Here is a 25,980-nt window from a genome sequence, read left to right on the forward strand (position 1 = left end):
TTTTGCCACATCAACATGTGTCGAACAGCAACTTGGCGTTCGACACCGGAAGTCAGGGCAAGCGGCCGGTCAGTCGGTTCGGCGGCGCGGGACCCGCGCGGCGATCAGCAGCAGCGCAGCGAGTGAGACAAGCAGCAGGATCAGCGAGAGCGCGGAGGCCGGCAGGTAGTATCCGCGCTCGACCTGGCCGACCACGACGATCGGCACCGTCGCGAAGCCTGGCGGATAAACAGTCAGCGTCGCACCCAGTTCGCCGAGCGAAAGCGCGAAGCCAAGCGCGAGACTCGCGCGGATGGCCGGCACCAGTTGCGGCAGCACGACACGCCGCAGCACCATCGCCGGCGGCGCGCCGAGACTCGCGGCGGCCTCGCGCAGAATGGTCAGCTCCGGGCGCAACGCGGCGGCCGCGCAGCGGTAGCAGAACGGCAACACCAGGGCGAGCTGCACGAACACGACAATCGCCGCCGAACTCGACAGGTCGAGTGGGCGCTTGTGATACGCAATCAGCACGGCGAGCCCAAGCACCACGCTCGGCACGCCGTTGGGCATCATCGCGATCGTATCGACGAGCGCGCCCAGCCCGCGGCGGTCGCGTCCTTCGAGCGCCAGCGCCAGCCAAAGTCCGAGGATCGTGCCCAGTACCGCCACGCCGAAGCCGATCTCGAGGCTCGTGCTGAGCGCATCGAAATCGCTCGAACCGAGCCGCTCGAACCAGCGCATGCTGAAACCGTCGGGCAGCATCGTGCCCGACCAATGGGCGGCTACGCTCGACAGCGCCACCACCACCACCGGCAACACGAACAGCCAGAAGCACAGCAAGGCGGCGAACGCCATGAACACGCCGCCGGCGACGCGCGTCAGCAGACTGCGCTGCACCGGCCGCGCACGCTTGTGCATGACCGGCAAAACAGTGGGATCCAGTTCGACGGCCATTACCGTGCTCCTCTAACCTTGCGTCGGTTGACCTGGCGGTACAACGCATACAGCGACAAAGACATCATCAGCATCACGACCGCACCGGCGGCGGCGGTCGGCAGATCCAGATCGACGGTCGCCGAACTGTAGATGGCCACCGGCAGCGTGATCAGATGCGCGCTGCCGAGCACCAGCAGAATGCCGAACTCGTTCAGGGTCAGCAGGAAGCAGAGAATCGTCCCGGCTGCAATGCCCGGCCACGCCAGCGGCAGGATCACCTTGAACGCCACCATCAGGCCGTTCGCACCGAGACTGCGGGCGGCTTCGATCAGGCGCATGTCGAGCGTCGCGAACGAAGCGAGTGTGGGACGCACGACGAACGGCGCGTAGAACACCACTTCCGCGAGAATTACGCCGCCCACGCCGAACAGGAAGTCGAGCGGCGGCGCCTGCAGATGGAACAGCCGCTGCAAGCCGATACTGACCGAGCCTTGCGAGCCGTACAGAAAGATCAGCGTGAAGGCCACGAGAAACGAGGGAAACGCGACGAACAGTTCGAGGAAACGCGTCACGAGCCGCGCGCCGGGAAATGGCTTGAAGAACAGCAGCGAGGCCAGCGCCACACCGAGCAGCGAAGCCAGACCCGCACTCGCGAACAGGATCCACAACGTCGTGCCGACCACGCCGCGCGTTTCGGGATTGCCGAAGAAGTTGCCGTAAGCCTGGAAACCGAATCCGCCGTGCGGGCCGGTCAGGCTCAGCAACACGAGCCGCACCAGCGGATAGATCACCAGCGGCCCCAGCACCACCACGGCGAGGAACAGCAAATGCCATTGAGCCGCGCGTTCGCGGCGGCGCACCGCGGCCGCGTGCGATGCGAAGGTGGCGGCGCGCCGCGCGTCGCCGAGCGCGTCCGGGCTATCAGGGGTTGATAAGGACGACATCGTCTGCCTCGTAACGCAGGGAGATACGCGCGCCCTTTTCGGGCGACATGCCGTGGCCGCGCTGCATGGTGACGAGCACGGGTTCGTTAGGCATTGCGTCGAGGACGACGGATACCGACAGCACCGCGCCGTACCATTCGACCGAAGTGATCAAGCCGTGCAGATGTCCTTCGCCGAGCGGAACGATCCGCAGCGCCTCGGGACGCAGGCAGGCCACCCGCTCGCGCTCGTTGTAGCGCGAATCGCCCATCGAAAACGCAACGTGCGGCGGCAGCAGATTGGCCGCGCCGAGATAACGCGCGACGAAGCCGTCGTTCGGCTGGTCGTACAGTTGCTGCGGCGTGCCGAGTTGCGCGATATGGCCTTCGCGCATCAGCAGCGTGCGGTCGGACAGCACCAGCGCGTCGTCCTGATCGTGCGTCACGCAGACGATGGTCAGATTCGGCAGGCGCTCATGCAGCGCCTTCAGTTCGGAGCGCACCGAGGCGCGCAGATTGGCATCGAGTGCGGAAAGGGGTTCGTCGAGCAGCAGCACATCCGGCTCGATCACGAGCGCACGAGCGAGCGCCACGCGCTGCTGCATGCCACCCGAAAGTTGCGCCGGCATCACATGACCGGCATCGCCCAGTTGCACGAGCTTGAGCGCTTCCGCGACGCGCCGGGCAATATCCTTGGACGACTCGCGACGCGCGCGTAAGCCGAATGCCACGTTATCGAACACTGAGAGATGCGGAAACAGCGCGTAGCTCTGGAACAGCAGACCGAGATTGCGCTTGTGCGGCGGCACGTGTGTGAGGTCGTGACCGGCCACCGTCAAGGTGCCGGCCAGTCCGTCCGCCTCGATGAATCCGGCGATGAAACGCAACAGCGTCGTCTTGCCACAACCGCTGCGGCCGAGCACCGTCAGCAATTCGCCGCGCTCGATGTTCAGCGACAGGTCGTCGAGCACCGTGCGCGTGCCGAAGCGCACGGTCAGATGCTCGATCTGCACGCCGCCGGGCGTGCCCGGTTGCGCCGCAGCGAGCGCCTCCGGTGAGGCGCCGAGCGCGCCAGGGGCAAGAGTGGCGGTATTCACCGGATTCATCCTCCAACTAAGGTATTGCGGGTAAAGGCCCCGGCCGCCCAGCCAGTCGAATAGTCGGATAGTTAGCCGTGCATCCAGCCAACTATCCGGCAACCACGTGGCAACTGCATGGCAACGGCGGCCGAGGCGTGCTGCGAGACCTGCTGCTTACTGCGCCGGCTTGACGACTTCGACCTGCTTGCCGGAGTCACCGATCACGTCGTTCTTCCAACGCGCGGTCCAGTCGGCCTTCTTCGCCATCACCTGGGTCCAGTCCACCGGAATCAGCTTCACGCCGGCGATGGCCTGCTTCACCGCTTCACCGTTCTTGCCGGCGAGCGGCACGTCGGTGCGGCCCGGGATACCGAAGATGTCCGGCACCTTGGCCTGCACTTCCTTCGACATCAGGTAGTCGATCAGCTTCTTGCCTTCAGCCTGGTTCGGGCCGTTCTTGATCAGGCCGATCGCGTACGGCAACTGGAAGGTCGTCGGCTTGCCGCCGGGCGCTGCGGCGAGGAAGATAGGCTTGAGCGACAGGCCGCCATTGGCTGCGTCGTCCAGGTCCATCTGCAGGTCGCCGTTGGCGAGCGAGATTTCGTTGCGCGAAAGCAGCACGTCGAGGTAGCCCGTGCCCTTGGTGTGGAACTTGGCGCTTTGCTCCAGCTTCTTCAGATAGTCGAACGCCTTGTCTTCACCCATCAGCGAGGTCGTGAGGATGATCACGGCCATGCCGTCGCCGGCGGTCGCCGGGTTCGAGTAAGCAATCTTGCCGGTGTAATCCGGATGCAGCAGATCGGCAAACGTCTTCGGCTGGGTCTTCACGACGTCCGGGTTGATCGCGAACGAGAAGTAGTTGTTCACGAACGTCGCCCACGTCCCGTTCGACGCCTTGGCGATCGCCGGCACGTTCTTGTAGTTGGCGCTCTGGTAAGCCTGCAGCAGGCCGGACTGATCGGCTTGCTGGATGAACGGCGGCAGCGTGACGAGAACGTCGGCCTTCGGCTGGTCCTTTTCGATCGTCGCGCGGTTCACCACTTCACCGCTGCCTGCCGTCACGATGTTGACCTTGACGCCTTCCTGCTTTTCAAAACCCGGCAGCACATCCTTGTAGAGATTTTCGAGGCCGTCGGCCGTGTACAGCACCACCGCGTCGGCGGCCTGGGCCGGCAGCGCCGTGCCTCCAAATGCAGCAGCCACCACGAGTGCCGGCAAAGTTTTGCGGACGATGTTGGCAGTCGCGCGAAGGTGATTCGTCTTTTTCATGTCGCTCTCTCCGAAAGGCAATAAACCAGACGGTCGGGAAAACCCGATACCTGTTGTGATTTGACGGCGGTAGCGCCGCGCCGCTTGCGTATGCCCACAGCCGATTGCCAGGATAGTGCGATTGCAGATTGCTGACAACCTTGCTGCTTCTTTTCCAGCCAGACTTACAGCCAACCTCGCACTTTGGCGCTGCCTGCCTTGCCTGAACGGGCACCGCAAGGATTGCAGGTTTCCGTGACAGCGCCGTGACCATTCTGTCTATTTCCAACAAATGACACAATTCGCCAATAATATGCAAATCGGAATGTGGTCAAAAAAGTTTATTCATCTGACGACGGAGGCTTTGTGATTACTGGAAACGACCCGATCCTGCTCACCCCGGGGCCGCTGACAACCTCGCCCGCCACGCGCCAGGCCATGCTGCGCGACTGGGGTTCGTGGGATGCCGCCTTCAACCGGATGACCCAGACTGTGTGCGCCGACCTCGTCGAGATCGTACACGGCGAAAACGACTACGTTTGTGTGCCGTTGCAGGGCAGCGGCACCTTTGCCGTCGAAGCGGCCATCGGCACGCTGGTGCCGCGCCAGGGCTGCGTGCTGGTGCCCAACAACGGCGCGTACTGCGCGCGCCTGATCCGCATCCTGCAGCGGCTCGGCATTGCGTATGTGGAACTGCCGCTGCGCGAGGACGAGCCGGTCAGCGCAGCGGCGATCGAGGACGCCTTCAACCGCGACTCGCGCATTACCCATGTGGCTCAGGTGCACCTGGAGACGAGCGCCGGCCTGCTCAATCCGCTCGACGATATCGCCGCACTGTGTCAGCGGCACGGCAAGAGCCTGATTGTGGACGCCATGAGTTCGTTCGGCGCCCTGCCCATCGATCTGCGCAAGGGCGGCATCGACGCGCTGGTGTCGGCCAGCGGCAAATGTCTGGAGGGTGTGCCGGGCATGGGGTTCGTGATTGTGCGCCGCAGCGTGCTGGACGCCGCCGCGGGCCGTTCGCCTTCGCTCGCGCTCGACCTGCAGGATCAATACGCGTACATGCAGAAGACCACGCAATGGCGCTTCACGCCGCCCACGCACGTGCTTGCCGCGCTGCGCTGCGCACTCGACCAGTTCATCGCGCAAGGCGGCCAGCCCGCCCGCGGCGCGCGCTACATGCGCAACTGCGCGGCCTTGATCGAGGGCATGACGGCGCTCGGCTTCGAGCCGTTCCTGAAACCGGCGGTGCAGGCGCCGGTGATCGTGACCTTCCATGCACCGCGCGATCCGGCGTGGAATTTTGCGGATTTCTACACCGCTGTGCGCGAGGCCGGTTATGTGCTGTATCCGGGCAAGCTGACCCAGGTGGAGACGTTCCGGGTGGGCTGTATCGGTGCGATCGACGCTAACGAACTGCACAACGCAGTCGCCGCGATCGGCCGCACACTGGCCTGTCTCGGGCTGAGCGTCAAATGAGACCGTCGCGGGTCCGGTCACTGACCTGATCAGGCGATCAGCAGTTCCGGCCCGCGCGCGGCGATGGCCTTGGCGAGCGTGCGGTCCGGCGCCAGCTCGGTCACGAGATAGCGCGCGCTTTCGAAGCCGTTGATGCGCACCGGCGTGACCCGCCCGAACTTTGAATTGTCCGCCACGACCACCACCAGATTCGCAGCCGAGATCATCCGGCTGCGCACTTCGGCGACCATGCGCGTGTAGTCGGTCAGCCAGGCATCTGGCGTAATGCCGCCCGCGCCGACGAAGGCAAAATCCGCGTGGTACTGCGTCAATTGCTGCACCGTGTCGAGGCCGAAGGTGGCGTCCTCGTTCTCCGAGAGCTCGCCGCCCAGCAACGTCACGCGATTCTCGTTACGCCGGCCGAGCAGCAAGGCGATGCGCCAGTCATTGGTATACACCGTGAGCCGGTGCCGCCCGGTCAGTGCGCGCGCCACGGCCTGCGTGGTGCTGCCCGAGTCGATGATGAGCGAGGCGCCGTCCGGTACCAGTTCGGCCGCGCGTTCGCCGATAGCCCGCTTGGCGCTGGCGTTGGCCGCCTCGCGGACATCCAGATCGGGCTCGCGGCGATCGCCCGACAATGCGCCGCCGTGCGTCGTCACGATCAGGCCGCGACTGGCCAGGGTATTCAGATCGCGCCGGATGGTTTCGCGCGAGACGTTCAGTTCGCGTACCAGCTCGGCTACCGACAGCGCGCCGTTCCGAGTGACTTGCGCGAGAATGTATTGATGACGTTGTTCAGCAAGCATCGATAGACGGCCGGCGAGCGGCGCACTTAGGTTCAGGAGTGCGCCGTATTGTAGTACGCGGCGCGTGCGGATGCTCCTGTTGCCACGCTTCCCTGCTAACCTGACGGCTCAGGCAGCGTGTTGTCCGATGCGCGCCGCGTCACCCGGTCTGCCCATGCCACCTCTGTTTCGCCGATTACTGCTGCTCTTCCATGCGCTGCGCTTCGGCGCGCGTCTCTTCTGGCTCGCGGCCCCGCGCGAGCACAAGCTGCACTGGATGATCACGCTCGTGAAGCGTGTGCATGCCACCGAAGGCGGCCGCAACAGCCTGCACAGCATGCTGCCCGCGCTGGGACCGCTCGCCACCACCTTTATCCAGACCCTGGCGACGCGCCCGGAACTCGCCACCGGCACCCTGCATGACGCCTTCGATGCGATCGGCCGGCTGGAAACGCCGCTGCCGCCGGAGCAGGTCGAGGCGGCGCTGGCGAGCGCGCTCGGGCGTCCGTTGACAGGGCTCTTCGCGCAGATCGACCGGGTCCCCGCGCGCAGCGGCTTCGCCGAGCAGACTCATCTCGCCCGCCTCGCCGTGCCGGTAAACGGCCACCGCGACATTGCGATCAAATTCGTCCGCGCGGCGCAGGTCCAGCAGATCGGCGACGAACTGGCGTTGCTGCGCTGGGTGGCCCGCTGGCTGGAAAAATTCTCCGGCAGCGCGCGCCGCCTGCAAGTCCGCGCGCTTGCCCAGTCCTTCACCGACGACGTGCTGCGGCGCTTCGACCTGCGCGCCGAAGCGGCCAATCTGAGCCAGACCGGCCATCACTTCGACGGCGACAAACGGCTTGCCGTGCCGGACGTGATCTGGGAGTTGTGCGGCACGCATACGCTCGCGGTGCAGCACATCGAGACGCTGGCCGCCACGGATCTCCCCGGCTTGCTCGAGCATCGCGTCAAGCTCGCGCCGCTGGCTACGCACCTCGTCGAGGTGGTCACCGAGCAGGCCTTCCAGCACGGCTTCTTTCACGCCACGTTCGACGCCGGGCATGTGCGCGTGAGCATCGAACCCGACACGCTCGGCCGTATCGTGCTGGCCGAATTTGCGGCGATGTCGAGCCTCTCCTCGCACGAACGCGAATTCTTCGTGCATGGCGCCACCGCCTTGTTCGACCAGGACTACGCGCGCCTCGCCGACCTGCATCGCGACGCCGGCCACGTCGATGCGTCGACCCGCACCGAAGTGCTGGAGGCCGAGCTGCGCCGGCGCAGCGAAGCGCATTTCGCGGCCGAGCCCGCGGACCGCACGGCCGGCGCGCTGTTTCATCATCTGCTGCACGCGGTGCAGCCGTTCGAAGGCGCCGTTTCGCCACGGCTCGCGACCGCCCAGCGCTCGTTCGAACAGGCGGAGATGCTGGCGCGCGCCCTGCATCCGGGCGTCGATACCTGGAACGTCGCGCGCTCCGTGCTGGCCGGCATCGCGCAGCGCGACGTCGACCATCGCGGCTGGATCAAGCGCATCGGCCAGGAGTTGCCGCATCTCGCGCATATGCTGCCACGCGTGCCGCAACTCGCGGTGCGCTACCTGCAGCGCCAGCATGACGCGGGAGGCGCGCGGCAGCATGCGCATCTGATGCGCGAGCTCGGTGTCGAATATCGGCGCACGCGGATCCTGCTGTGGGCGTGTGCCGTGTGCGGCGGCCTGCTCGGCGCGGGGGCGGTGCTGTTGGCACGGTGAGGCGGGTTGATATTCGACCGAGGTTCGACTAAGCGCTCCGGCAGGCTTTGCCGCGCCCGCCCCTGTCAATCGGCCGTATCCGCGGCGGCCGGCACTTTCGCCACCGCTTTGCTGCCCGGCGCCGGCGACCATGCCGGACGCTTCTTGCGTTCCGAGTCGACCACGACGATGTAACGCCCTGCCCACGGCGTCACCTGACGATCGCTATGCAGCACCCATAGCGACTTGCCCGACTCGACAAGCGCCTCATACTCGGCATCGAGAATGCCGTAGTGATCGAAGAACACATTGAGCGACGCGGGAATCCGCACGCAGCCTTTCGAATGACGAATGCCGAGCAGCGGTTCGAGCTTGTCGGGATCCGTGGCATGCATCTGAAAGCGCATCTGCGACATGCCCCCCTTGCCCCAGCCGCGTTCGCCCTGCGCCCAGCCGAGATCGAAGATCCGCATGTCGCGCTTGCCGTAGCCGCGAATGCCGTTCTGGTTCATCGTGCCTTCGGCGCGGAAATCCATGTTGTCGGGCGTATGTTCGAACACGCCGAGCGGCGTGATGAAGTGGTCGAACTCGCCCGGCCTTCCCGTCGCTACTGGGGACGCCCCGATCATCACCCACTTGTCGGAAGGCGTAGGACGAAAATAGATGAAGAGCGCCTGGACGTTGGCGTTCCGATCGACCAGCACGACGTATTCGCCCGACAGATTGCCGAGCTGATTTTGCTCAAGCGCCGCCTCGAGCCGTTCGCCGTATTCCTGCTGGGCCGCCGCCGGCACATTCAGACGGCGGGTGACGACGCGGGCAAACACGGCGCGCAACAGCAGCGCCCGATGCGGATCGACCACCCCCGCGGCGTCCGGCGCCGCGACGGCGGAGGCCGTGATATCGACCGGCGGCGCGGCTTCGCTCTTCGGCGTACCCGCAGCGAACGCAAGGCTAAAACAGCACGAAAATAATACGGCGGACAACGCACGGATTTTATTTTCAACGCATGGCGCCCGGTTAGCGATACGCCGATGAATTTCAGTCCAATGAAACGTTCTGTTTTTCACAGGCTGGTCAAGCCGCTTCTTGTGGTTCATCGTGTATTTGAGGAAATCTGCCTGTTATCGACCGTCAAGCATTGACCGTCAGGCGGTCCATTCAGCGTGCAGATAGACACGATATTACTCAGCGCATCTATTTCTGTCGATCACCGTTCCGCTCGCTCGCCGCGGGCCACGCTTTCAATATCCGACATTTATCTGACACCGCGCTGACGCATTTAAATCGACCAGCAGATTGAATATAAACTGGAAATGCCCCGCTAAACCGGCTGCTGCAGATGAGCGGCATAACCGGCAAAATAGCCACCGGCCATGCCCAGTTGAACACGGGCCCGGCCTCCCTTTCGGTCAACCGCCCACTTGCAAAGGAAGAACATGACTCAACCCGATTCGCTCGAACGCCAACGGCGCATCGCCGCGGAAATGCATGTCACCGAGGACTTCGTCGCAGAGCGGGAGATCGAGCGGCGCGTCGCGTTTCTTGTGCAGTACCTGCGCGCGAGCGGTCTGAAGACCTATGTGCTAGGCATTAGCGGCGGCGTCGATTCAACCACGGCGGGGCGTCTCGCGCAGATTGCGGTCGAACGCTTGCGCGCGGAGCACTACGAAGCGCGCTTCGTCGCGGTGCGCCTGCCTTATGGGGTCCAGCAGGACGAAGCGGATGCGCAGCAGGCACTCGCCTTCATTCGCGCCGACGAAAACCTGAGTATCGACATCAAGCCCGCGGCCGACGCCATGCTCGCCTCACTGAGCGCCGCCGGCGTGCCGTTCGCCGACGCCGCGCAGCAGGACTTCGTGCACGGCAATATCAAGGCGCGGCAACGCATGATTGCGCAGTACGCGGTGGCGGGAGCGCGCGGCGGCGTCGTGATCGGCACCGACCATGCGGCCGAATCGGTCATGGGATTTTTCACCAAATTCGGCGATGGCGGCGCGGACATCCTGCCGCTCGCGGGCCTCAATAAACGACGGGTGCGTGCTGTCGCCCGAGCCCTGGGCGCCCCCGACGCACTGGCGCACAAGGTGCCGACCGCGGATCTGGAAATGTTGCGTCCGCAACGTCCCGACGAAGATGCGTATGGCATCCCGTACGACGACATCGACGATTTTCTGGAGGGCAAGGAGGTGACGGCAGCCGCCCGCGAGACCGTGCTGCGCTTCTATGAAAGCACGCGTCACAAGCGTGCACTGCCGTACACGCCATTCGACTGGCCTGAGCAGTCGTGAACGATCGATCGCGCATCGAGAAGTGCGCGACGACGTGACCGACGGCTGGGTGGGCATATGCCCACCCAGCCGCCGACTAAAAAACCTGGGACAAAGCGCCGCTCAGCCGGGCGGCGGATCTTCTTCGTCGAACAGTTCGCCGCTCGCTGCCAGCGGAACGCCGCCCAGATGCTTGCCCTGCAACTGCCGCGCAATGACTTCGCCGACATAAGGGCCGTCCGTTGCCAGTTCGACGGTGGCAGACGCCTTGGGCGTCCCGATCTCATGAACCGTTATGCTTTTCGCGTAGTGCCCCAGTTCATGCTCGAGAAACTCGCGCACCTCCTGCTCGGAACACGATTGGGCGATGTTACTGACGAACAGGTTCATGTTCGCAACGCCTTAGCGCCCGCGGCGGTCGGTGCTGCGAATGCGGATGGGCTGCAGGCTGGCGCGCTTTCTGGCTTCCGCGATGGCGGCGGCGCCGGTGATCAGGGCTGCGCCGAATGCGGCCAATGACAGATATAAGGCAATCATTTCAAATCTCCCCTTCGAATTTCGTCCCGTTATCAGGATAGAAAGAATCGACCGCGGATACGATGCGACACATTGTCGTGAGCAATTTCGATTCCTGCCATCCCACTCCCAGCAAGGCTCACCGGACCAGGCCGAAAAGTGCAATGACCTGTTGACGGTAATCGCCTGAGACAGGCAGCGTCGAAAAAACCCATTAATGCACTGTACCTGAATAAGCGCGCAAACAAATATCTAAACCGCGCGCTTTGGCGGGACCGCCACATTTCAGGCGAGGCACGGGATCAAGGGACGATGGGAACGGCTCGCACGCAGCGTGTCATGGTTCACTGTCGTGGCTGCTGGTGGCCACGTTGACACCGCTCACATCGCACGAGTCCCGGCCAAACCCCGCGTACGCCGCGGACCAGTTACCGACGATGGCAGCCTGCGCATCGCTCAGGCTCAATTTGCCTTCGCAGACGCAACGTTTGAGGTGCACCACGAAGCGCGCCTTGCGGCGCTCGCCGCCGGTGCCCGCCCACGGCAGCAGGTCGAGATTGGCCGGTGCGTCAGGTGAACCGCCCAGCAAGACCGGCACGCGCCGGTCGAGCGCGTAGTCGGTGCCGTCGTCTGCGGCAATGCCGCGCTCGGCCAGCAACCGTTGCTTGTACTCCATCATGACGTCGAACGGCGGCGAGACGGCGTCGGCGTAGTCGGGACGGCAGATCGTGCCGGCGATCGACTGCTGGGTCACGTGCTCGTCCAGCATCGCGGCACTCTGCGCCGCGGCCTGGCCGGCGCGCAATCCGGCAACCGCGCCGAACATCACGACAATGCCAATCCGCGCAACCCGTCCAACGTCACGACGATAAGCCTGTTTGAACGCGCACACGGCGCCGGATTTCCTGCTGCGTTGCGGTTCGTCCCGCCTGCCTGCCTTTCCTGGATTCATTCTTCAGCGCGCCAGGCCTTGACGCGGAATGGTTAAATTCGCAGGACAATTAAAACACATTCACTCCCGACGAGGAAAATTCACCCGGTGCGGACGCGGTTTCGAAAGAGGCCAGGCGGCATACCGGAGAAGAAATGACCGATACGTCGTGTGCTTTCGTTGCCGCTTGGCGCCGGGTGCCGGGTGCAGCAGATTGCCGCACCCTACCGTCTCACCCGCGCACGACGCCTAGCTCGGCCTGCGGGCCTGCAAATCCCGGATGCGCAACATAGCGCCGGTGTTGGCGACGGCTGCGTCATACATCTTGGCCACATCCGCTTTGAGCGCCGTGCGCGAATTGCCGTCGAGATAGATCATGTGCCCCGAAGGATAGAAACGCGCGGAGAGGTTCTGGCGTACCTGCGGGCTGACGAGCGGCATCTGCTGCAGGTCGAGCACGGTCTGGTAAAACGGCGTGACAAAGTCGTAAAAGCCGTTCGCCGACAGCACCTTCAGGTCCACGTTCAGCGCCATGACCGCCGCGAGGTCGCCGGCGGTGTAGAGAATCACGTTGCCCTTCGCGTCGATGCCTTTCTGCGCGCCGGTCGGATCGATATGGCTGAAGTCCCAGTACTGGAACGCCTGATCGTTCAGATCGGTGAACGACGAGTTCGACGTGTACAGCAACTGCTCGTTCAGATAGACGTTCCACATGGTCGTGTAGACGCCCGTCACCGCCGTCATGGTCGGATCGTTGCCGCCCGAGTTCGGATTGATCTTGCCCGCGATGCCGGTTTCGATGGCGGTCACGCGGCCGTCATATTCCCCGAGCGCGAGCCCCTTCGATTTCAGCAAGGTGGTCAGGAACAGCGAATTGCCGCGGCTATCGTACCCGGCGATGTCGAGACTCCACGCGAGCAGCGTCGCCTTGTCGATACCGGTGTATTCGCTCAGCTTTTCGACCGTCGCGGGATCCGTGGCCGGCACTTTGCGCAACGCGGCAAGGTAATCGGTGCGCGAGAACTGGGCGACTTCTTCGGCAAACGCGCCGAGATCGGTCGGCGTGGGCGCGATGCCGAGCTTCTTGTGGTACCAGGCGTCCGCGGCAGCCGTGGGCAACGCGCCAACCGGATTGCCCGACTGCGTGTAGTCGAGAATCGACGACTGCAGCGTGATGCCGTTCAGATCGACGCCGTCCTCGTGCAGCAGGTAAGCCAGCACGCAGCTACGCGCGGTGCCGTACGACTCGCCATAGAGAAACTTCGGCGAGTTCCAGCGGTTGTTCTTGGTCAGAAAGCGCTTGATGAACTGCTTGATCGAGTTCGCGTCCTGATCCACGCCCCAGAAATTGCGGTTCGTGTTCGGCGCAATGGCCGCCGAGTAGCCAGTGCCGACCGGATTGATAAACACCAGGTCGCTCTTGTCGAGCAGGCTGTCGGGGTTGTCTTCCAGCGAATACGGCGCGGGCGGCGTGAAGCTCGGCATCGCCGTCTTGATACGGCGCGGCGCAAACGAGCCGAGCAGCACGAAGACCGAGGACGAACCCGGTCCACCGTTGTAGAAAAACGTAACGGGACGGGTGTCTTCCTTCTGGTTGTCCGCCGTGAACGCCACGTAGAACATCTTGGCGTTGGGGACGGAACTGCTTGGATCGACCGTCACGAGGTGGCCGGCCGTCGCGGTATAGGGAATCTTGCGGCCGCCGATCACGATCGTGTGCTTCGTGATGGCGGCGTTCTCCGTCGCGTCGGTCACGGAGTCGTTGGGGCCGTTACCGTAAGCGACGGGATCGAAGAACGGCTGATCTCCGGCAGGGTGCGCCGCCTTCGCGGCCGCCCCGGCGGGAGCAGCATGGGAATTGTGTGACGACTGCGGACTGCCGGAACCTGACTCGGTGTTCGTCATGATCGCTCCATCGGATTCGTTTACGTCATTTACATCGTATGGGCGCCGCATAGGCGCTGTCTCTGGTCACGAACCACTCTGCTTTGCTACTCAAACCCGCACACCACAAACAGGCGGCGGCGTCGCCGCACGCCTGCCCGCACGACTATAGTGCCGCCGCGACTTTCTCGCCATTGGGGCTGCCAAGTCCGGTACAGGCATCCCAGCCCGCCGATGCTTCATAGCTGCCGTTGTTGCCCTGCGTAATGTCGCGCAGCGCGCTGGGCGCGGCATACAGCTTCGGATTGACGAAGCCCACCGGCGCACCGTTGGCCGCATTGATGCGGGCAATCAGCGCCGCCCACAGCGGCGCCACCGCGCTCGTGCCGCCCACCACCGTTTGCGAACCGTCGATCAGCACGTCGTAGCCGCTGTCCGGCGAGGCGTCGCCCGCCACGTCCGGCACGCCGCGTCCGCTGAGCGCCGTTTTCACGCCTTCCTTACTGGTGGACGACAAGCCCTGCTGCCACGTCGGCACCGCAAACGCCGTGCTGACCCCGCCACCGGTCGCGCCGCCCTGGGTGCCGTCGTTCCACACCACCTCCTTCGTGATGGTTTGCCCCGACGCCGTCAGCCGCGTGCCGCCGCACGCCAGCACGTATGGGCTGGAGGCGGGGAAATCGACCACGTTGCCGCTGCCCGAACCATCGCTCGAGCCGCTGTCGCCCGAGGCCACGCAAACCGTCACGCCCATGGTCGCGGCGGCTTGCAGCACGCTGTTGAACGCCTGCAGCGATTGCGACGTCCACGACGACTCAGGACCGCCCCAACTGATCGAAATGACCGATGGCTTGTTGGTGGTGTCGTGAACCGCGCTGCTGACTGCGTCGATGAAGCCGGTATCGGTGTTCGTCGTGAAGTAGACCGCGACTTTGGCGCCCGGCGCGATGGCCCCGACCACCTCGATATCGAGCGTCACTTCGCCGTCCGGCCCATTGGCGTCGCCGGTGGGCCGGTTGGCGCCGTTGTCGACGCCCACCGCGACCACCGTGGGTCCGTTGACGCCGAGGTTGGAAAAATAGGTATTGAGGTCGGAGGTCTCGTAGCCGCCGCCGAGTTCGATAATGCCGACGCACTCGCCGCTGCCGTCGCCTTGCGGGAACTGGTAGAGCGTAGCGACCTGCAATGGCGTGAACGACGCCGGCTGCGGCGACTTCGACGCGTGGATAGGCGGGCGAATACGGAAGTGCGGACGCGCCTGCGGCCGGTTGTCGAGCCCCAGCACGGCCGTCACGATGCCCGATAGATTATCGGGCACGCTGATCGTGCCGGTACGGCCGCGATACTGGCCGATGGCATGGTGCTGGTAATGCTGCAGTTCCACGTCGAACGCCGACTGGAACTGTGCGATCGTGCCGCCCAGTACGACGGTGCGCGCAGCCGGGTCTTCGCGCACCACCGTCAGGCCGGACTGCGCCGCAAAAGTTTTGACCTTGGCGATATCCTCCGCCGCTGCGCCGAATTCCTTGGCAAAGGCTTCACGCGACAACGGCTTGACGCCCGGATCGCCCGCTTCGATTTTGCCGAGCAAGGCGTCGAACTGCGCCTGCGCGTGACGGCGCAAGACCACGTGCACCTGAATGCGTTCTGCGGGATTGCAATTGCCGACCAGCGTTGAACCTTCCGCTACCGATCGCTCACTTCCTTGCAGGGGATGCTTGGCCATTGTTTCGATACTCCTCGGTGCGCAGCCGTGAGGCTGCACGGTAGTCCCGGCGGGCGCGCCCATCCGTACCGGTGATAGCAACGGATTGCGGCACGGCCCACGCGGGGGTCTGGTTGCCAGGACACGTCAAGCCGTCCGACAAATCCATTCCAACACAGTTCCGGGACGGGCAACAGTTGTCCGGATGGCCAACGTCAATGCGTGCGTCACACAGGTCGCGCTATGATGCTGCAGCGGCGAACCAGCCGTTGCATTGGCTCGTGCGCCGAACGTGCGCGCGCGTCGAAGAATCCGAGTGAATCAGAGGAACGTTCCATGTCCATTTCGATGTATCAAGCGTCCGTGCCCGTGCTGGTGCGCGGCTTGACCAACCTGCAAGCCATTCTCGGCAAGGCCGAGGCGCACGCCGCCGAAAAGCAGATCGACCCGTCGGTGTTCATCGGCGCCCGTCTCTTTCCGGACATGCTGCCGCTCGTGCGCCAGGTCTACATCACGACCGATACCGCCAAAGGCTGCGCCGCGCGTCTCGCCGGCGTCGAGCCGCCCAAGTACGACGACGTCGAAACGACGTTCGAAGACCTGCACGCGCGCATTCAGAAAACGATTGATTACCTGAAGGAATTCAATGCGGCGCAGATCGACGGCTCGGAAGAACGCTCGATCACGCTGAAGATGCGCAGCGGGCCGATCGAATTTACCGGCCTGAGCTATCTGCTGCAGTTCGTGCTGCCGAACTTCTACTTCCACGTGACGACCAGCTACGACATCCTGCGCCACAACGGTGTCGAACTCGGCAAGCTGGACTACCTCGGCGGCCGTTAAGGGCAGCGGCCCTGGCTGGCCGCTCGCGTGGCCACTCAGGCCGCCACCGCTCAGATACGCGGCTGGAAGGCAATGATGCTCATGCCGGCCAGCGTGAACGCCACACCGGCCAGGTCCCAGAGGGTTGGCCGCACCTGCTCGACGCACCACAGCCACAGAATCGCCACCGCCACGTAGACGCCGCCATAGGCCGCATACACCCGGCCGGCGGCCGCGCCGTGCAACGTCAGTAACCACGCAAACGCGGCGAGACTCAGCGCGCCGGGCACCAGCAGCCATGCGGAGCCCCCGTCCTTGAGCCAACGCCAGGGTAGATAACAGCCCAGGATCTCGGCAATGGCGGTCACGGCATACAGCAGAAAAGTCTTCATCGAACGGCAAATAGTGTGAGTGATTGAGTATCGGCAGACAGCGAGGCGCCGTTTGCGCCGTCGCGTCTATCGCCTTTATTAACACAATCACTTTGCCGGCGCTGCGGCGCGCGGCTAGTCGAGCGACAGGCGCAAGGCAAAGCCGATCAGGGCGGCGGAAAAGGTCCAGCGCTGCACCGTTTGCGCGAGCGGATGAGCTCGCATCCAGTTCGAAATGCGCGCGGCGCCGATCGCATAGGTTGCATCGAAGCACGCGCCGATCGCCACCAGCACGACGCCGAGCTCGGCCATCTGCAACGCGACGGGACCGGCCTCGGGCCGCACGAACTGCGGCAGCAGCACCGAACAGAACAGGAGTGCCTTGGGATTGAGCAGATTGGTCAGCAGCCCCTTGACGAAGGCGGCGCGCAACGGCTGCGGTTCGTCGCTCACGGCGGCGCTTGCAGGCAGGGCAAACACCGGCGAGCGGAAGATCTGCACGGCGACCCAGCCCAGGTACACCGCGCCGCCGTACCGCACGACTTCGTAAAGCCACGGGGCGCTGCGCAGCAAGGCGGCCATCCCGCACGCGGACAGGGTCACGTGAGTCGCCCGCGCCAGACCCAGACCGCCGGCCGTGGCGAAACCCGTGCGGGCGCCGCGTGCAATGCTTGTCTGCAGCAGCAGGGCCATGTCCGGCCCGGGTACGGCATAGACGACGAACAATGCAGCCATATAGACGATCAGAAGATGCGCGGAAATCATGTGAGCCTCATGTTTATAAGGGCTCTATCTTGCTATCAAAGCGGGAGGGATTTCTGGCGAGTTACAGGTGAAAACAAATAACCGCTAGGGGAATACGCTAGAATTTCATAATCGCATAGCAGCTTTCCCCCAACCATGAATGATCTCGACAAAGTCGACCGTGCCATCCTGGCCGCGCTGCAGAAGGACGGGCGCATGTCGAACGCCCGCCTCGCGGAAATCGTCGGCCTGAGCGAAACGCCTTGCGCGCGCCGCCTGAAGCGCCTCGAGAACGACGGCTATATCGACCAGTACCGCGCCATGCTGTCGCGCTCGGCCCTTGGCTATGGCGTGGTCGCGTTCGTCTATGTGCGCTTCGCGGTGCACGACCGCGCGGTGGCCACCCGCTTCGAGCGCGAAGTGCTGGCCATCTCGCGCATCCTCTCGTGCCACAACGTGTCGGGCAGCGCGGACTACGTGCTGCAGGTGGTCGCGCGCGATCTCGACGACTTCGGCACCTTCCTGCGCGACGAGATGCGCAGCCTGCCCGGCGTCACCTCGGTCGAGTCGGCGCTGTCGCTGCGTGAAATCAAGGCCAATGGCGGCTTGCCGCTGAACTGATCCCCCTGAGCGGCGCGTCCGCCGTGCAGCGTGTGCGAGTCATGGCATAGTGACCGGCACGGCAAGGCACGAGGCCCGCGCCGGATGAACTACGGAGTTTTTCCCATGAATCACGAACAGGCGCGAGCCGAAGAATCGCGCGCGATGGAGCGCGTGCTGGCTGCCACGCAGCGGGTGCAGTCGGCTTTCGCGTCGCTGCAATCGCAATTTCCGCCCCAAGGCGAAGGACGGCCCTCGCAATTCGCGCTGCAAACCTTCGACGCCGCCCTGCAGGAGCTGGAAGACGCGCAAGCCGCTTTCGACGAATTGCTCGGCGATCTGCTTGACGGCAAACGCTGAGTGGCCTAGCTGCCGCCTTGCTGCGTAGCTGCGACGGGTCGCGCGGTAGCTAGCCTTCTTCGTTGCGCCGCCAGCTCCGCGCGTATTCGGAGGGGCTTGGCGGGGCTGACCGTTAGTTGCGTTCGTACGCCCCCGTGGCGCAAGCCGGGCGTCACAGCGCGCGAGACCTCGCCCCGCCGTACTGCGCTACGCCACGCCCAGATTGATCCCCGTCATCAAACCCTGCTATCGACCCCATCCGCAGTAGTGGCTTATGCATATCGTAAAAAAACGATATATGATTCGTGTTGTTGCGATGCAGCTGCCAGGCCGTTACTCCTGCGACTCTGCCCGCCGTTCATGAACTCGAAATTCCCCCGATGACTCTCGACATCGATGCGATCCACAAGGCGCTTGCCAATCCCATCCGCCGCGAAATCCTCGCGAAGCTGAGGGACCCGCAAGCGCACTTCGGCGACCAGGAACTGCCGCTGGACCAGGGCGTGTGCGCCGGCAAGATCGACGCCTGCTGCGGTCTGTCGCAGTCCACGGTGTCGGCGCACCTGGCCGCCTTGCAGCGCGCCGGTCTGGTCACGTCGAAGCGGGTCGGCCAGTGGGTGTTTTTCAAGCGCAACGAGCCCGTCATCCAGGCGTTTCTCGAGCACATGAATACGGACCTCTGACGCCTCGCGACTGCTTCGCTGCGCCTCTTTCATCACGCTGTTCTTATCGAGGCGGGCACTGTGCCCGCCAGGAAAGGTGACCTCTTATGCCGACTCTTTTTGACCCGCTTCAGATTGGCGATCTCACGCTGAAAAACCGCATCATCATGGCGCCGCTGACGCGCCAGCGCGCCGGCGACGTCCGCGTGCCGAACGCGCTGATGGCGAAGTACTACGCCGAGCGCGCCTCGGCCGGCCTGATCATCAGCGAGGCCACGTCGGTCACGCAGCAAGGCGTCGGCTACGCAGCCACGCCGGGAATCTGGTCGCAGGAACAGGTGGAAGGCTGGAAGCTCGTCACCAGCGCGGTGCATGCCGCCGGCGGCAAGATCTTCCTGCAGTTGTGGCACGTGGGTCGCATCTCGGATCCGATATTCCTGAACGGCGAAACGCCGGTTGCACCGAGCGCGATCGCGCCGAAAGGCCACGTGAGCCTCGTGCGTCCGGAGCGCCCGTTTGTGACGCCGCGCGCGCTCGAACTGGCCGAAATTCCGGGCATCGTGGAGGCGTATCGCAAGGGTGCGGAAAATGCCAAGGCAGCCGGTTTCGACGGCGTCCAGGTGCACGGTGCGAACGGCTATCTGCTCGACCAGTTCCTGCAGGACAGCACCAACCAGCGTACCGACGCGTACGGCGGCTCGATTGAAAACCGTGCCCGCCTGATGCTGGAAGTGACCGATGCGTGTATCGACGTGTGGGGCGCCAATCGCGTCGGCATGCACCTCGCGCCGCGCGGCGATGCGCATACGATGGGCGACTCGAATGCCGCCGCGACCTTCGGCTATGTGGCGCGCGAACTCGGCAAGCGCAAGATCGCGTTTATCGCGGCCCGCGAAGCGCTCGGCGACAATCGCCTCGGCCCGCAGTTGAAGGCGGCGTTCGGCGGCCCGTACATCGCCAACGAGAAGTTCACCAAGGAATCGGCGCAGAAGGTCCTCGACGCGGGCGAAGCGGATGCCGTGGCGTGGGGCCAGCTCTTCATCGCCAATCCGGATCTGCCGCGCCGCTTCGAACTGGACGCGCCGCTGAACCAGCCGAACCCGTCGACGTATTACGCGGAAGGCGAGACCGGCTATACCGACTATCCGGCGCTGGAAACGGTGGAATAAGCGCGACAAGCGTAGCTTAGGCACCCAAACGAGCAGTCAAACGAGCCGGCATGCAAAGCCGGCAAGACATGCGGCGGGCATGACCGGATAGCATTCCGGTCATGCCCGCCGCGTTTTTGTCGGTTATCGCCGCTCTCCATGCTAGCGAGGCTGCGTCACCGTTTCGCCGCGTGGGCGGGCCCAAGCCCTCGAACACATCATGGCTGCGCCGCGGCAACTTCGCGGCACATGAACACACGTTTCGTTTCGTCAAGCCCACGGTCAACATGCGCGGCACGAATCGCACGCAGCTTCGCATCAAGCTGCTCGCCCGGGATCACGCTAAAGCCCAAGCGCTCGTAGTACGGCGCATTCCAGGGCACGTCGCGAAAGGTCGACAGCACCAGGCGCCGCGCACCCGCCTTGCGTGCAAGTCCGTCTACCTGCTCGAGCAGCGCCGCGCCGATGCGCCGCCCGGCCCAGGCAGTGAGCACATCCAGTTCCTCGATATAGAAGCGCGTCGGCAGCGGCGCAAACATCACGAATCCGACGCAGCGCGCCGCGTCGTTCAACGCAACCACAATCTCCGATGCCGCGATCTTGCGGTGCACGAAGTCCGCATTCATTGGTTGAGCATCGGCGATGCCCGTCATGCCGATGGTCGCAAAGCGCTGTGCCGCTTCATACTCGATGGCGCGCACGGCCTCGGTATCATCCGGTTCGGCAAAGCGAAAAGTGAAGGCGAAAGAGTCCTGCATAAATTTCCGATGCAAATCGATGACATCCGCGTCGAACCTCACGGAACCGCAGCGGCCGGGACCCATCGCACACGTATTCCGATGTGATGTGTCCCGAGCACACCTGGGCCTGCCTCGCAGCTTGACACCGCCGCAGTGAAACGAACAGGCGCACAGCCCGCTCTCTATCGCGTCGCAACACGTCGCAGATCGAAAAGCCCTGCCTCCGTCATCCCGCAAGCGCTACACTCCCGACACCTGCCCTTCTCCGACTCAAGATGGATCTGATGCACCTACTGCAGGTGGCCCTGCACTTCGACCGAAACCTCGGCGGCCTGATCGCGCAATATGGCACGGCTGTCTACGCCATGCTGTTTGCCATCGTGTTCGTCGAGATTGCCTTCCTGCCGCTCTTCTTTCTGCCTGGCGATCCGCTGATCTTCATCTGCGGCGCGTTCGCCGCCACCGGTGCACTCAGTGTCTGGCTGGTGATTCCCGTGCTGTTTGCGGCGACGGTAGCCGGCAGCATCGTCAACTTTCTGATTGGCCGCGCGATCGGCGAGAAGGTCTATACCGCCGAGTACCGTTGGCTCGATCGACACGCGCTGCAAAAGGCCCACGCCTTCTATGAGGCACGCGGCGGCCTGACGTTCCTGCTGTCGCCGTTCATTGCCGTTGTGCGCACCTTCGCGCCCTTCGTCGCAGGCGTTTCGCGCATGACGTTCGCACGCTTCACGTCGTTTGTCGTAGCGGGCGCTGCGCTGTGGATCGTGTCGCTGGTGGCGGCCGGGTATCTGTTCGGCAATGTGCCGGTGGTGCGCGATCACATGAGTTCGATCGTGCTGCTTGGCGTCGGGCTCGGTGTCGGCTCGCTGCTGGTGAGCGCGCTCTGGCGCTTCGTCAATAATCGGCGCCAACGCGTCTGATCTGCCAGGCGCCCTGGTCACGCTCGCACGCCGTGCGATTGGCGTGCCCAGTCGCCTCCAATCCGTGCGCATCGAATGCGCAAAGGCAACGCTTCATCTGTCTGTCACCCACCTGACACAGACGGCCCAGTTGCGCCTTAATAACAACAACCACTTGTTTGAATCGCCCTTTTTAACAATATTTAATTTGGGTTGCCGTCCTATATCGAGCAGACTTCGTAAACAGCACGGTCGGATGACGGAGAAACTCATGAACATCGAAGATGCATGGGACGGTCACATGCGCCGCGCGCACCTCGACGCCGCACAGCAACTGTCTGCACCGGCGTCGCGGGCCCACAAGGCGCCGCTCGCGCACCGCGCGATGCAGGTTTCAATCGCGCTGGTGTGCGCCTGGTCGATCGTCGAAACACATTGGGAACTGCTTCCCGCAGATGGCCTGACGCGCGTCATCGCGCTGCTGCTGGCCAAATGCCTGCTGCTCGGCGTGGGGGCTGCTGCGTTTTTCGGGGTTCGTTATGCACGCGCCGCTTTCGCGTTTCTATGCGCCGCAAGCGTGTTCGCGCTCGCCTCCGCATTGCCGTTCGAATACGCGATTGCACATGAACTGTTTGCGCTCTCGCTGGTGGAGTGCCTGTGCAAGATTGCGCTCGTGGCAAGCTATGCGACCTGGTACATAAAAGGCCATTGAACAGCGGAGCGTAACGACACACGCAGCTTTCCAGCGACCGTACCCCTTCCCTCATCCCCTCGACCACAAAGTACCGGAGCGGTAATATTGCCGCTGAAAACTACGTACAAGCGGGTGCAGAAAACGTAGCGCCGCCCGGGAAACCGGGTCCCACCTGGAGTGGGAGTTCCGTCGAAAGACAGATAGAGAGTCCCGCATGCGACGGCCACCGAAAGGTGGCCGTTGGTCTTTCTGGCGTTCAAAAAAAAAGCCCGCGACTGCGGGCAACCCTCTCGGAGGAGAACACGGAACAGCGCATCGAATTCATCGCATAACCCTACCCCGCTCACTCACCCTTTCGTCGCGCCAAACGTCAGGCCCGCCACGAAATGTTTTTGCATCGCGAAGAACATCGCCACCGACGGCAACGCGGCCAGAATCGACCCCGCCGACACCAGATTCCAAGCCGTCGTCCACTGCCCCTTCAGCGCGGCAACGCCTACGGTAATCGGCGCGGCTTCATCGCCGGTGGTCAGGCACAAGGCCCAGAAGTAGTCGTTCCACACAAACGTGAACACGAGAATCGCCAACGCCGCCAGCGCCGGACGAATCAGCGGCAGCACGATCCTGAAGAACACCGTCCACTCGTTGGCCCCCTCGATACGCGCCGCCTCGATCAGTTCGAACGGCAACTGCTTGATGAAGTTACGCAAAAACAGCGCGCAGAATCCCGTCTGAAACGACACATGAAACAGGATCAACGCGCCGACCGTGTTGAACAGTCCGAGTTTCAACGACAGATCGCGCACCGGAATCATCAGCACCTGCACCGGCACGAAATTGCCGGCTACAAAGGTGGCAAACAACGTACTGTTGCCGCGAAAGCGATAGACCGCCAGCGCGAAGCCCGCCATCGACGCCAGCGCGATCGAGCCGACAACGGCGGGCAACGTGATCAGCACGCTATTCCAGAAGTAATGCAGCATCGGCGAGGTGGTCAGCGCGTCGCGATAGTTGTCCCACATCGCAAAGTGCTTCGGCCAGCCCCAGTAGTTGCCCTCGCTCAGCTCATCGGACGAACGGATCGAAGTGACCAGCACGGCGATCATCGGCAACAGCCAGATCAGCAACGCCACCGGCAGCGACAGCTTGTACAGCCGCCGTGAAGTGGGCTTCCATTTGGCAATCGGCATTGGATACATGACGGCCTCCTTATTGCTCAGCGCGCAGCATCCGCCGCAGGTGATAGACGATATAGACCAGCATGATCGCGAACAGCACCACCGCCACCGAGGCGGAATAGCCGATCCGGTAGTACTTGATGGCCTGGTCGTACATGTAATAGGCGAGCACCGTGGAACTCTCGAACGGCCCGCCGCCTGTCATCACTGAGATCAGGTCGAAGCTGCGCAGCGCGCCGATCACCGTGACCACGATCGCCATGAACGTGGTGGGACGCAGTTGCGGCAAGATCACATGCCAGAGCATCGACCAGCCGTGCGCGCCTTCCATGCGCGCGGCCTCGACCTGCTCGGCGTTCAGCGCGGTAAGTCCGGTCAGATACAGAATCATGCAGTACGCGGTTTGCGGCCAGAGCGCCGCGAAGATGATGCCGGGTGTCGCGTAGCGCGCATCGCCGAGCACCGGCACGCCGTGCCCGAGGATCAACGCCAGCAGGCCAAAGGTCGGATCGTAGAACCACGAGAAAATCAGTCCGACCACCACACCCGACAGTACGAACGGCGCAAAGAACAACGACTTGACGATGCGGATACCCGCCACCGCCTGGTTCAGATACAGGGCGACGGCGAGACCCATGGGCGGCGCCAGCAGAAACAGCAGCAGCCAGATCAGGTTGTTCTTCAGCGCGGTATAGAACGTCGACGTATGGAACAGCTCCACATAGTTCGCCAGACCGACGAAGCTGGGATCGGTCATGCCGTCCCAGTTGAAAAAGCTGATGCGGATCGTCGACAGGATCGGCCAGACCACATAGATCGCCACCATCACGCAGGCGGGCGCGAGAAACAGGAAGGCGGCACGCCGTTGCCGGCGCGCCGTGGGCGACGGGCCGCGGCGGCGCGGCGCGGTACCCGGCACACGCGGCGCGCCGGATTGCGCGGCGCCGCCCGGCATACCCGGCCCGGTATCGCCGCTAATGGACTGACGGCTGACGGAGTGAACCACGGCGAGTCTCCTGATCGATCCCGATCGAGCGCAGGCGGCACACCGCCACCCACGCCCGCTTTGCTTACGAACTACGCTTACTTCTTGTAGATGCGCTGACGCGTCTGCTCGAGCTGCGCGAGCACCTCATCGATCTTCGAAGGATCCGCCACGAACTGCTGCATCCCCTTCATGCCCTCGTCGGCCATCTCCTTGGTCATGTCACGATCGTAGAACTGCGCAATGCCGCCCTTCGTGTTGGCCAGAATCTGGAAGCCGATCTTCGAAATCGGATCCTCCGGTTCCGGCGACTTGCTGTTCGCCGACAGCGAGCCAAGCCCGGTCGCCAGTTGAGCGCCGATCTCCGGCGTCTCGACAAACGCCAGGAACGCGTGAGCGTCGGCCTTGTTCTTGGCCTTCGACGGAATATGCAGCGATTCGACTGGACCATCTTCGGCCGTAGGCACCTTCGGGTCGATAATCGGGAACTGGAAGTAGCCCATTTCCGGCTTCACGCTCGCCGGGAAACCGCCGGTGATGAAAGTGCCCATCAGCATCATCGCCGCCTTGCCCTGGAACAGGAACGGCTGCGCCGAATCCAGATCGTAGGAGAGCGAATTGTCGATGAAGTAGCCGGCGTCGATCAGTTGCTTCCACGTCGTGTACACCTTCTTCACGCGCGGATCGGTGTACGGCACCTCGCCCGCCATCAGCTTCTGATGAAATGCGTTGCCGTTCAGGCGCAGATCCAGATAGTCGAACCAGCCGGCCAGCGTCCATGCATCGCGGCCCGCCACGGCAATCGGCGTAATCCCGGCCGCCTTCAGCTTCTTGCAGGCGTCGAGAAACTGATCCCACGTTTTCGGCTCGTCCGCGATCCCCACCTTCTGGAACAGATCCTTGCGATAGAACATGCCCCACGAGTAGTAAACGGTCGGCGCCGCGTACTGCTTGCCCTTATACGACGAGGCTTCCTTGGTCGAGGCATAGGTGCTGTTCCAGCCGTTCTTGCTCCAGTCGCCGCTCAGGTCGTCGAACAGGCCACGCTGTGCGTAATACGCCATCCGTTCGCCGTCATGCCAGTTCACGATGTCAGGCGCGACGGTGGACAGCCAGCCCGGCAGTTGCACCTTGTAGGCCTCCTCATCGATAAACGACACGTTGACGTCGGTGCCGGGATGGGCCTTCTTGAACTCGTCGATCACCTGCTGCCAGACCGCCCGCTGACTGGCGCCCTTGAACGCGATATTCATTGTCAGCGTACCCGCCTGCGCGCTACCGGCCATTGATGCCGCCGCGGTGGCCGCAGTCAGCGCGACGGCAACCAGAACCTTGCGAAGTTTGAATGTCATGCCTGTCTCCTTGGTTTTT

At 63.6% G+C, this 25,980-nt stretch carries 27 protein-coding genes; 10 read left to right on the top strand and 17 right to left on the bottom strand.

What is annotated here, in order from left to right:
• Nucleotides 1-69: 69 nt before the first annotated feature.
• The 4 genes from phnV to phnS form a co-directional block, all read right to left on the bottom strand.
• On the bottom strand, nt 70-933 hold the full coding sequence (gene phnV, locus BUS12_RS11620; RefSeq protein ID WP_074295832.1) for a 2-aminoethylphosphonate ABC transport system, membrane component PhnV: 864 nt from the start codon (nt 931-933) through the stop codon (nt 70-72).
• Nucleotides 933-1,859 (bottom strand): 2-aminoethylphosphonate ABC transporter permease subunit, encoded by a 927-nt coding sequence (locus tag BUS12_RS11625; protein WP_074295833.1) that lies wholly within the window; start codon nt 1,857-1,859, stop codon nt 933-935. The genes phnV and BUS12_RS11625 overlap by 1 nt, the downstream gene beginning before the upstream one ends.
• The gene (gene phnT, locus BUS12_RS11630; protein ID WP_074297380.1) at nt 1,837-2,934 is read right to left on the bottom strand and encodes a 2-aminoethylphosphonate ABC transport system ATP-binding subunit PhnT; all 1,098 of its coding nucleotides are present in this window, start codon (nt 2,932-2,934) and stop codon (nt 1,837-1,839) included. The genes BUS12_RS11625 and phnT overlap by 23 nt, the downstream gene beginning before the upstream one ends.
• A 156-nt stretch (nt 2,935-3,090) precedes the next feature.
• Complete coding sequence (gene phnS / locus BUS12_RS11635; protein WP_074295834.1) at nt 3,091-4,185, bottom strand: 2-aminoethylphosphonate ABC transporter substrate-binding protein; 1,095 nt, start codon at nt 4,183-4,185, stop codon at nt 3,091-3,093.
• 348 nt (nt 4,186-4,533) lie between these two features.
• Here phnS and BUS12_RS11640 point away from each other — a divergent pair, with 348 nt between their 5' ends.
• Nucleotides 4,534-5,643 carry a 2-aminoethylphosphonate--pyruvate transaminase gene (locus BUS12_RS11640; protein WP_143788374.1) on the top strand — a complete coding sequence of 370 codons (1,110 nt, stop codon included), beginning with the start codon at nt 4,534-4,536 and terminating at the stop codon, nt 5,641-5,643.
• A 29-nt stretch (nt 5,644-5,672) separates the two neighbouring features.
• On the opposite strand, the gene BUS12_RS11645 is transcribed toward BUS12_RS11640, so the two are convergent.
• The gene (locus BUS12_RS11645; protein ID WP_074295836.1) at nt 5,673-6,428 is read right to left on the bottom strand and encodes a DeoR/GlpR family DNA-binding transcription regulator; all 756 of its coding nucleotides are present in this window, start codon (nt 6,426-6,428) and stop codon (nt 5,673-5,675) included.
• A 154-nt stretch (nt 6,429-6,582) separates the two neighbouring features.
• On the opposite strand from BUS12_RS11645, the gene BUS12_RS11650 reads away from it, so the two are divergent.
• Complete coding sequence (locus BUS12_RS11650) at nt 6,583-8,139, top strand: ABC1 kinase family protein (protein ID WP_074297384.1); 1,557 nt, start codon at nt 6,583-6,585, stop codon at nt 8,137-8,139.
• Between the two features lie 65 nt (nt 8,140-8,204).
• On the opposite strand, the gene BUS12_RS11655 is transcribed toward BUS12_RS11650, so the two are convergent.
• The gene (locus BUS12_RS11655; RefSeq protein WP_143788305.1) at nt 8,205-9,218 is read right to left on the bottom strand and encodes a L,D-transpeptidase; all 1,014 of its coding nucleotides are present in this window, start codon (nt 9,216-9,218) and stop codon (nt 8,205-8,207) included.
• A 339-nt stretch (nt 9,219-9,557) separates the two neighbouring features.
• On the opposite strand from BUS12_RS11655, the gene nadE reads away from it, so the two are divergent.
• A complete protein-coding gene (nadE, locus tag BUS12_RS11660; RefSeq protein WP_074295837.1) occupies nt 9,558-10,409 on the top strand; it encodes an ammonia-dependent NAD(+) synthetase in 852 nt (283 codons plus the stop codon).
• A 102-nt stretch (nt 10,410-10,511) separates the two neighbouring features.
• Here the strand turns inward: nadE and BUS12_RS11665 are convergent, their stop codons facing one another.
• The 5 genes from BUS12_RS11665 to BUS12_RS11680 all read right to left on the bottom strand — a co-directional run bounded on the left by BUS12_RS11665 (nt 10,512) and on the right by BUS12_RS11680 (nt 15,445).
• Entirely contained in the window at nt 10,512-10,778 is a 267-nt protein-coding gene (locus BUS12_RS11665; protein ID WP_074295838.1) for an RNA recognition motif domain-containing protein, read from the bottom strand.
• Nucleotides 10,779-10,790: 12 nt separating this feature from the next.
• Nucleotides 10,791-10,925: a hypothetical protein gene (locus BUS12_RS39645; protein ID WP_290439559.1), complete on the bottom strand. Its 135-nt coding sequence runs from the start codon at nt 10,923-10,925 to the stop codon at nt 10,791-10,793.
• A 316-nt stretch (nt 10,926-11,241) separates the two neighbouring features.
• The gene (locus BUS12_RS11670) at nt 11,242-11,856 is read right to left on the bottom strand and encodes a hypothetical protein (protein WP_074295839.1); all 615 of its coding nucleotides are present in this window, start codon (nt 11,854-11,856) and stop codon (nt 11,242-11,244) included.
• A 228-nt stretch (nt 11,857-12,084) separates the two neighbouring features.
• Nucleotides 12,085-13,740: a S10 family peptidase gene (locus BUS12_RS11675; protein WP_074295840.1), complete on the bottom strand. Its 1,656-nt coding sequence runs from the start codon at nt 13,738-13,740 to the stop codon at nt 12,085-12,087.
• Nucleotides 13,741-13,885: 145 nt separating this feature from the next.
• Nucleotides 13,886-15,445 (bottom strand): S53 family peptidase, encoded by a 1,560-nt coding sequence (locus BUS12_RS11680; RefSeq protein ID WP_074295841.1) that lies wholly within the window; start codon nt 15,443-15,445, stop codon nt 13,886-13,888.
• Between the two features lie 315 nt (nt 15,446-15,760).
• Between BUS12_RS11680 and BUS12_RS11685 the strand changes: the two genes are divergently transcribed.
• A complete protein-coding gene (locus tag BUS12_RS11685) occupies nt 15,761-16,267 on the top strand; it encodes a DUF1993 domain-containing protein (RefSeq protein WP_074297390.1) in 507 nt (168 codons plus the stop codon).
• A 50-nt stretch (nt 16,268-16,317) separates the two neighbouring features.
• Here BUS12_RS11685 and BUS12_RS11690 read toward each other — a convergent pair whose 3' ends face one another.
• Entirely contained in the window at nt 16,318-16,638 is a 321-nt protein-coding gene (locus BUS12_RS11690) for a YnfA family protein (protein ID WP_074295842.1), read from the bottom strand.
• Between the two features lie 114 nt (nt 16,639-16,752).
• Complete coding sequence (locus BUS12_RS11695; protein ID WP_074295843.1) at nt 16,753-17,382, bottom strand: LysE family translocator; 630 nt, start codon at nt 17,380-17,382, stop codon at nt 16,753-16,755.
• Nucleotides 17,383-17,517: 135 nt separating this feature from the next.
• Here BUS12_RS11695 and BUS12_RS11700 point away from each other — a divergent pair, with 135 nt between their 5' ends.
• The 4 genes from BUS12_RS11700 to BUS12_RS11715 all read left to right on the top strand — a co-directional run bounded on the left by BUS12_RS11700 (nt 17,518) and on the right by BUS12_RS11715 (nt 20,131).
• A complete protein-coding gene (locus tag BUS12_RS11700) occupies nt 17,518-17,982 on the top strand; it encodes an Lrp/AsnC family transcriptional regulator (protein WP_074295844.1) in 465 nt (154 codons plus the stop codon).
• Nucleotides 17,983-18,087: 105 nt separating this feature from the next.
• A complete protein-coding gene (locus BUS12_RS11705; RefSeq protein WP_074295845.1) occupies nt 18,088-18,321 on the top strand; it encodes a hypothetical protein in 234 nt (77 codons plus the stop codon).
• A 359-nt stretch (nt 18,322-18,680) separates the two neighbouring features.
• The gene (locus tag BUS12_RS11710; protein ID WP_074295846.1) at nt 18,681-18,983 is read left to right on the top strand and encodes an ArsR/SmtB family transcription factor; all 303 of its coding nucleotides are present in this window, start codon (nt 18,681-18,683) and stop codon (nt 18,981-18,983) included.
• An 86-nt stretch (nt 18,984-19,069) separates the two neighbouring features.
• Nucleotides 19,070-20,131: an alkene reductase gene (locus tag BUS12_RS11715; RefSeq protein WP_074295847.1), complete on the top strand. Its 1,062-nt coding sequence runs from the start codon at nt 19,070-19,072 to the stop codon at nt 20,129-20,131.
• Nucleotides 20,132-20,328: 197 nt separating this feature from the next.
• Here the strand turns inward: BUS12_RS11715 and BUS12_RS11720 are convergent, their stop codons facing one another.
• Nucleotides 20,329-20,868 (bottom strand): GNAT family N-acetyltransferase, encoded by a 540-nt coding sequence (locus tag BUS12_RS11720; RefSeq protein ID WP_074297393.1) that lies wholly within the window; start codon nt 20,866-20,868, stop codon nt 20,329-20,331.
• A 257-nt stretch (nt 20,869-21,125) separates the two neighbouring features.
• Here BUS12_RS11720 and BUS12_RS11725 point away from each other — a divergent pair, with 257 nt between their 5' ends.
• A complete protein-coding gene (locus tag BUS12_RS11725; protein WP_074295848.1) occupies nt 21,126-21,773 on the top strand; it encodes a VTT domain-containing protein in 648 nt (215 codons plus the stop codon).
• 250 nt (nt 21,774-22,023) lie between these two features.
• Nucleotides 22,024-22,464 (top strand): hypothetical protein, encoded by a 441-nt coding sequence (locus BUS12_RS11730; protein WP_143788306.1) that lies wholly within the window; start codon nt 22,024-22,026, stop codon nt 22,462-22,464.
• A gap of 329 nt (nt 22,465-22,793) precedes the next feature.
• Here the strand turns inward: BUS12_RS11730 and BUS12_RS11735 are convergent, their stop codons facing one another.
• The 3 genes from BUS12_RS11735 to BUS12_RS11745 form a co-directional block, all read right to left on the bottom strand.
• On the bottom strand, nt 22,794-23,645 hold the full coding sequence (locus tag BUS12_RS11735) for a carbohydrate ABC transporter permease (RefSeq protein ID WP_074295850.1): 852 nt from the start codon (nt 23,643-23,645) through the stop codon (nt 22,794-22,796).
• Between the two features lie 10 nt (nt 23,646-23,655).
• Nucleotides 23,656-24,630: a carbohydrate ABC transporter permease gene (locus BUS12_RS11740; RefSeq protein WP_074295851.1), complete on the bottom strand. Its 975-nt coding sequence runs from the start codon at nt 24,628-24,630 to the stop codon at nt 23,656-23,658.
• Between the two features lie 77 nt (nt 24,631-24,707).
• Complete coding sequence (locus BUS12_RS11745) at nt 24,708-25,961, bottom strand: ABC transporter substrate-binding protein (RefSeq protein WP_074295852.1); 1,254 nt, start codon at nt 25,959-25,961, stop codon at nt 24,708-24,710.
• Between the last annotated feature and the right edge of the window lie 19 nt (nt 25,962-25,980).

This window comes from Paraburkholderia phenazinium, from assembly GCF_900142845.1.
GTDB classification, from domain to species: domain Bacteria; phylum Pseudomonadota; class Gammaproteobacteria; order Burkholderiales; family Burkholderiaceae; genus Paraburkholderia; species Paraburkholderia phenazinium_A.

Bases quoted from the DNA above. Each gene is read 5' to 3' on its own strand.
- phnV (WP_074295832.1), bottom strand. From the start codon at position 933: ATGGCCGTCGAACTGGATCCCACTGTTTTGCCGGTCATGCACAAGCGT.
- BUS12_RS11625 (WP_074295833.1), bottom strand. From the start codon at position 1,859: ATGTCGTCCTTATCAACCCCTGATAGCCCGGACGCGCTCGGCGACGCG.
- phnS (WP_074295834.1), bottom strand. From the start codon at position 4,185: ATGAAAAAGACGAATCACCTTCGCGCGACTGCCAACATCGTCCGCAAA.
- BUS12_RS11645 (WP_074295836.1), bottom strand. From the start codon at position 6,428: ATGCTTGCTGAACAACGTCATCAATACATTCTCGCGCAAGTCACTCGG.
- BUS12_RS11650 (WP_074297384.1), top strand. From the start codon at position 6,583: ATGCCACCTCTGTTTCGCCGATTACTGCTGCTCTTCCATGCGCTGCGC.
- BUS12_RS11655 (WP_143788305.1), bottom strand. From the start codon at position 9,218: ATGAACCACAAGAAGCGGCTTGACCAGCCTGTGAAAAACAGAACGTTT.
- nadE (WP_074295837.1), top strand. From the start codon at position 9,558: ATGACTCAACCCGATTCGCTCGAACGCCAACGGCGCATCGCCGCGGAA.
- BUS12_RS11665 (WP_074295838.1), bottom strand. From the start codon at position 10,778: ATGAACCTGTTCGTCAGTAACATCGCCCAATCGTGTTCCGAGCAGGAG.
- BUS12_RS39645 (WP_290439559.1), bottom strand. From the start codon at position 10,925: ATGATTGCCTTATATCTGTCATTGGCCGCATTCGGCGCAGCCCTGATC.
- BUS12_RS11670 (WP_074295839.1), bottom strand. From the start codon at position 11,856: ATGAATCCAGGAAAGGCAGGCAGGCGGGACGAACCGCAACGCAGCAGG.
- BUS12_RS11675 (WP_074295840.1), bottom strand. From the start codon at position 13,740: ATGACGAACACCGAGTCAGGTTCCGGCAGTCCGCAGTCGTCACACAAT.
- BUS12_RS11680 (WP_074295841.1), bottom strand. From the start codon at position 15,445: ATGGCCAAGCATCCCCTGCAAGGAAGTGAGCGATCGGTAGCGGAAGGT.
- BUS12_RS11685 (WP_074297390.1), top strand. From the start codon at position 15,761: ATGTCCATTTCGATGTATCAAGCGTCCGTGCCCGTGCTGGTGCGCGGC.
- BUS12_RS11690 (WP_074295842.1), bottom strand. From the start codon at position 16,638: ATGAAGACTTTTCTGCTGTATGCCGTGACCGCCATTGCCGAGATCCTG.
- BUS12_RS11695 (WP_074295843.1), bottom strand. From the start codon at position 17,382: ATGATTTCCGCGCATCTTCTGATCGTCTATATGGCTGCATTGTTCGTC.
- BUS12_RS11700 (WP_074295844.1), top strand. From the start codon at position 17,518: ATGAATGATCTCGACAAAGTCGACCGTGCCATCCTGGCCGCGCTGCAG.
- BUS12_RS11705 (WP_074295845.1), top strand. From the start codon at position 18,088: ATGAATCACGAACAGGCGCGAGCCGAAGAATCGCGCGCGATGGAGCGC.
- BUS12_RS11710 (WP_074295846.1), top strand. From the start codon at position 18,681: ATGACTCTCGACATCGATGCGATCCACAAGGCGCTTGCCAATCCCATC.
- BUS12_RS11715 (WP_074295847.1), top strand. From the start codon at position 19,070: ATGCCGACTCTTTTTGACCCGCTTCAGATTGGCGATCTCACGCTGAAA.
- BUS12_RS11720 (WP_074297393.1), bottom strand. From the start codon at position 20,868: ATGCAGGACTCTTTCGCCTTCACTTTTCGCTTTGCCGAACCGGATGAT.
- BUS12_RS11725 (WP_074295848.1), top strand. From the start codon at position 21,126: ATGGATCTGATGCACCTACTGCAGGTGGCCCTGCACTTCGACCGAAAC.
- BUS12_RS11730 (WP_143788306.1), top strand. From the start codon at position 22,024: ATGAACATCGAAGATGCATGGGACGGTCACATGCGCCGCGCGCACCTC.
- BUS12_RS11735 (WP_074295850.1), bottom strand. From the start codon at position 23,645: ATGTATCCAATGCCGATTGCCAAATGGAAGCCCACTTCACGGCGGCTG.
- BUS12_RS11745 (WP_074295852.1), bottom strand. From the start codon at position 25,961: ATGACATTCAAACTTCGCAAGGTTCTGGTTGCCGTCGCGCTGACTGCG.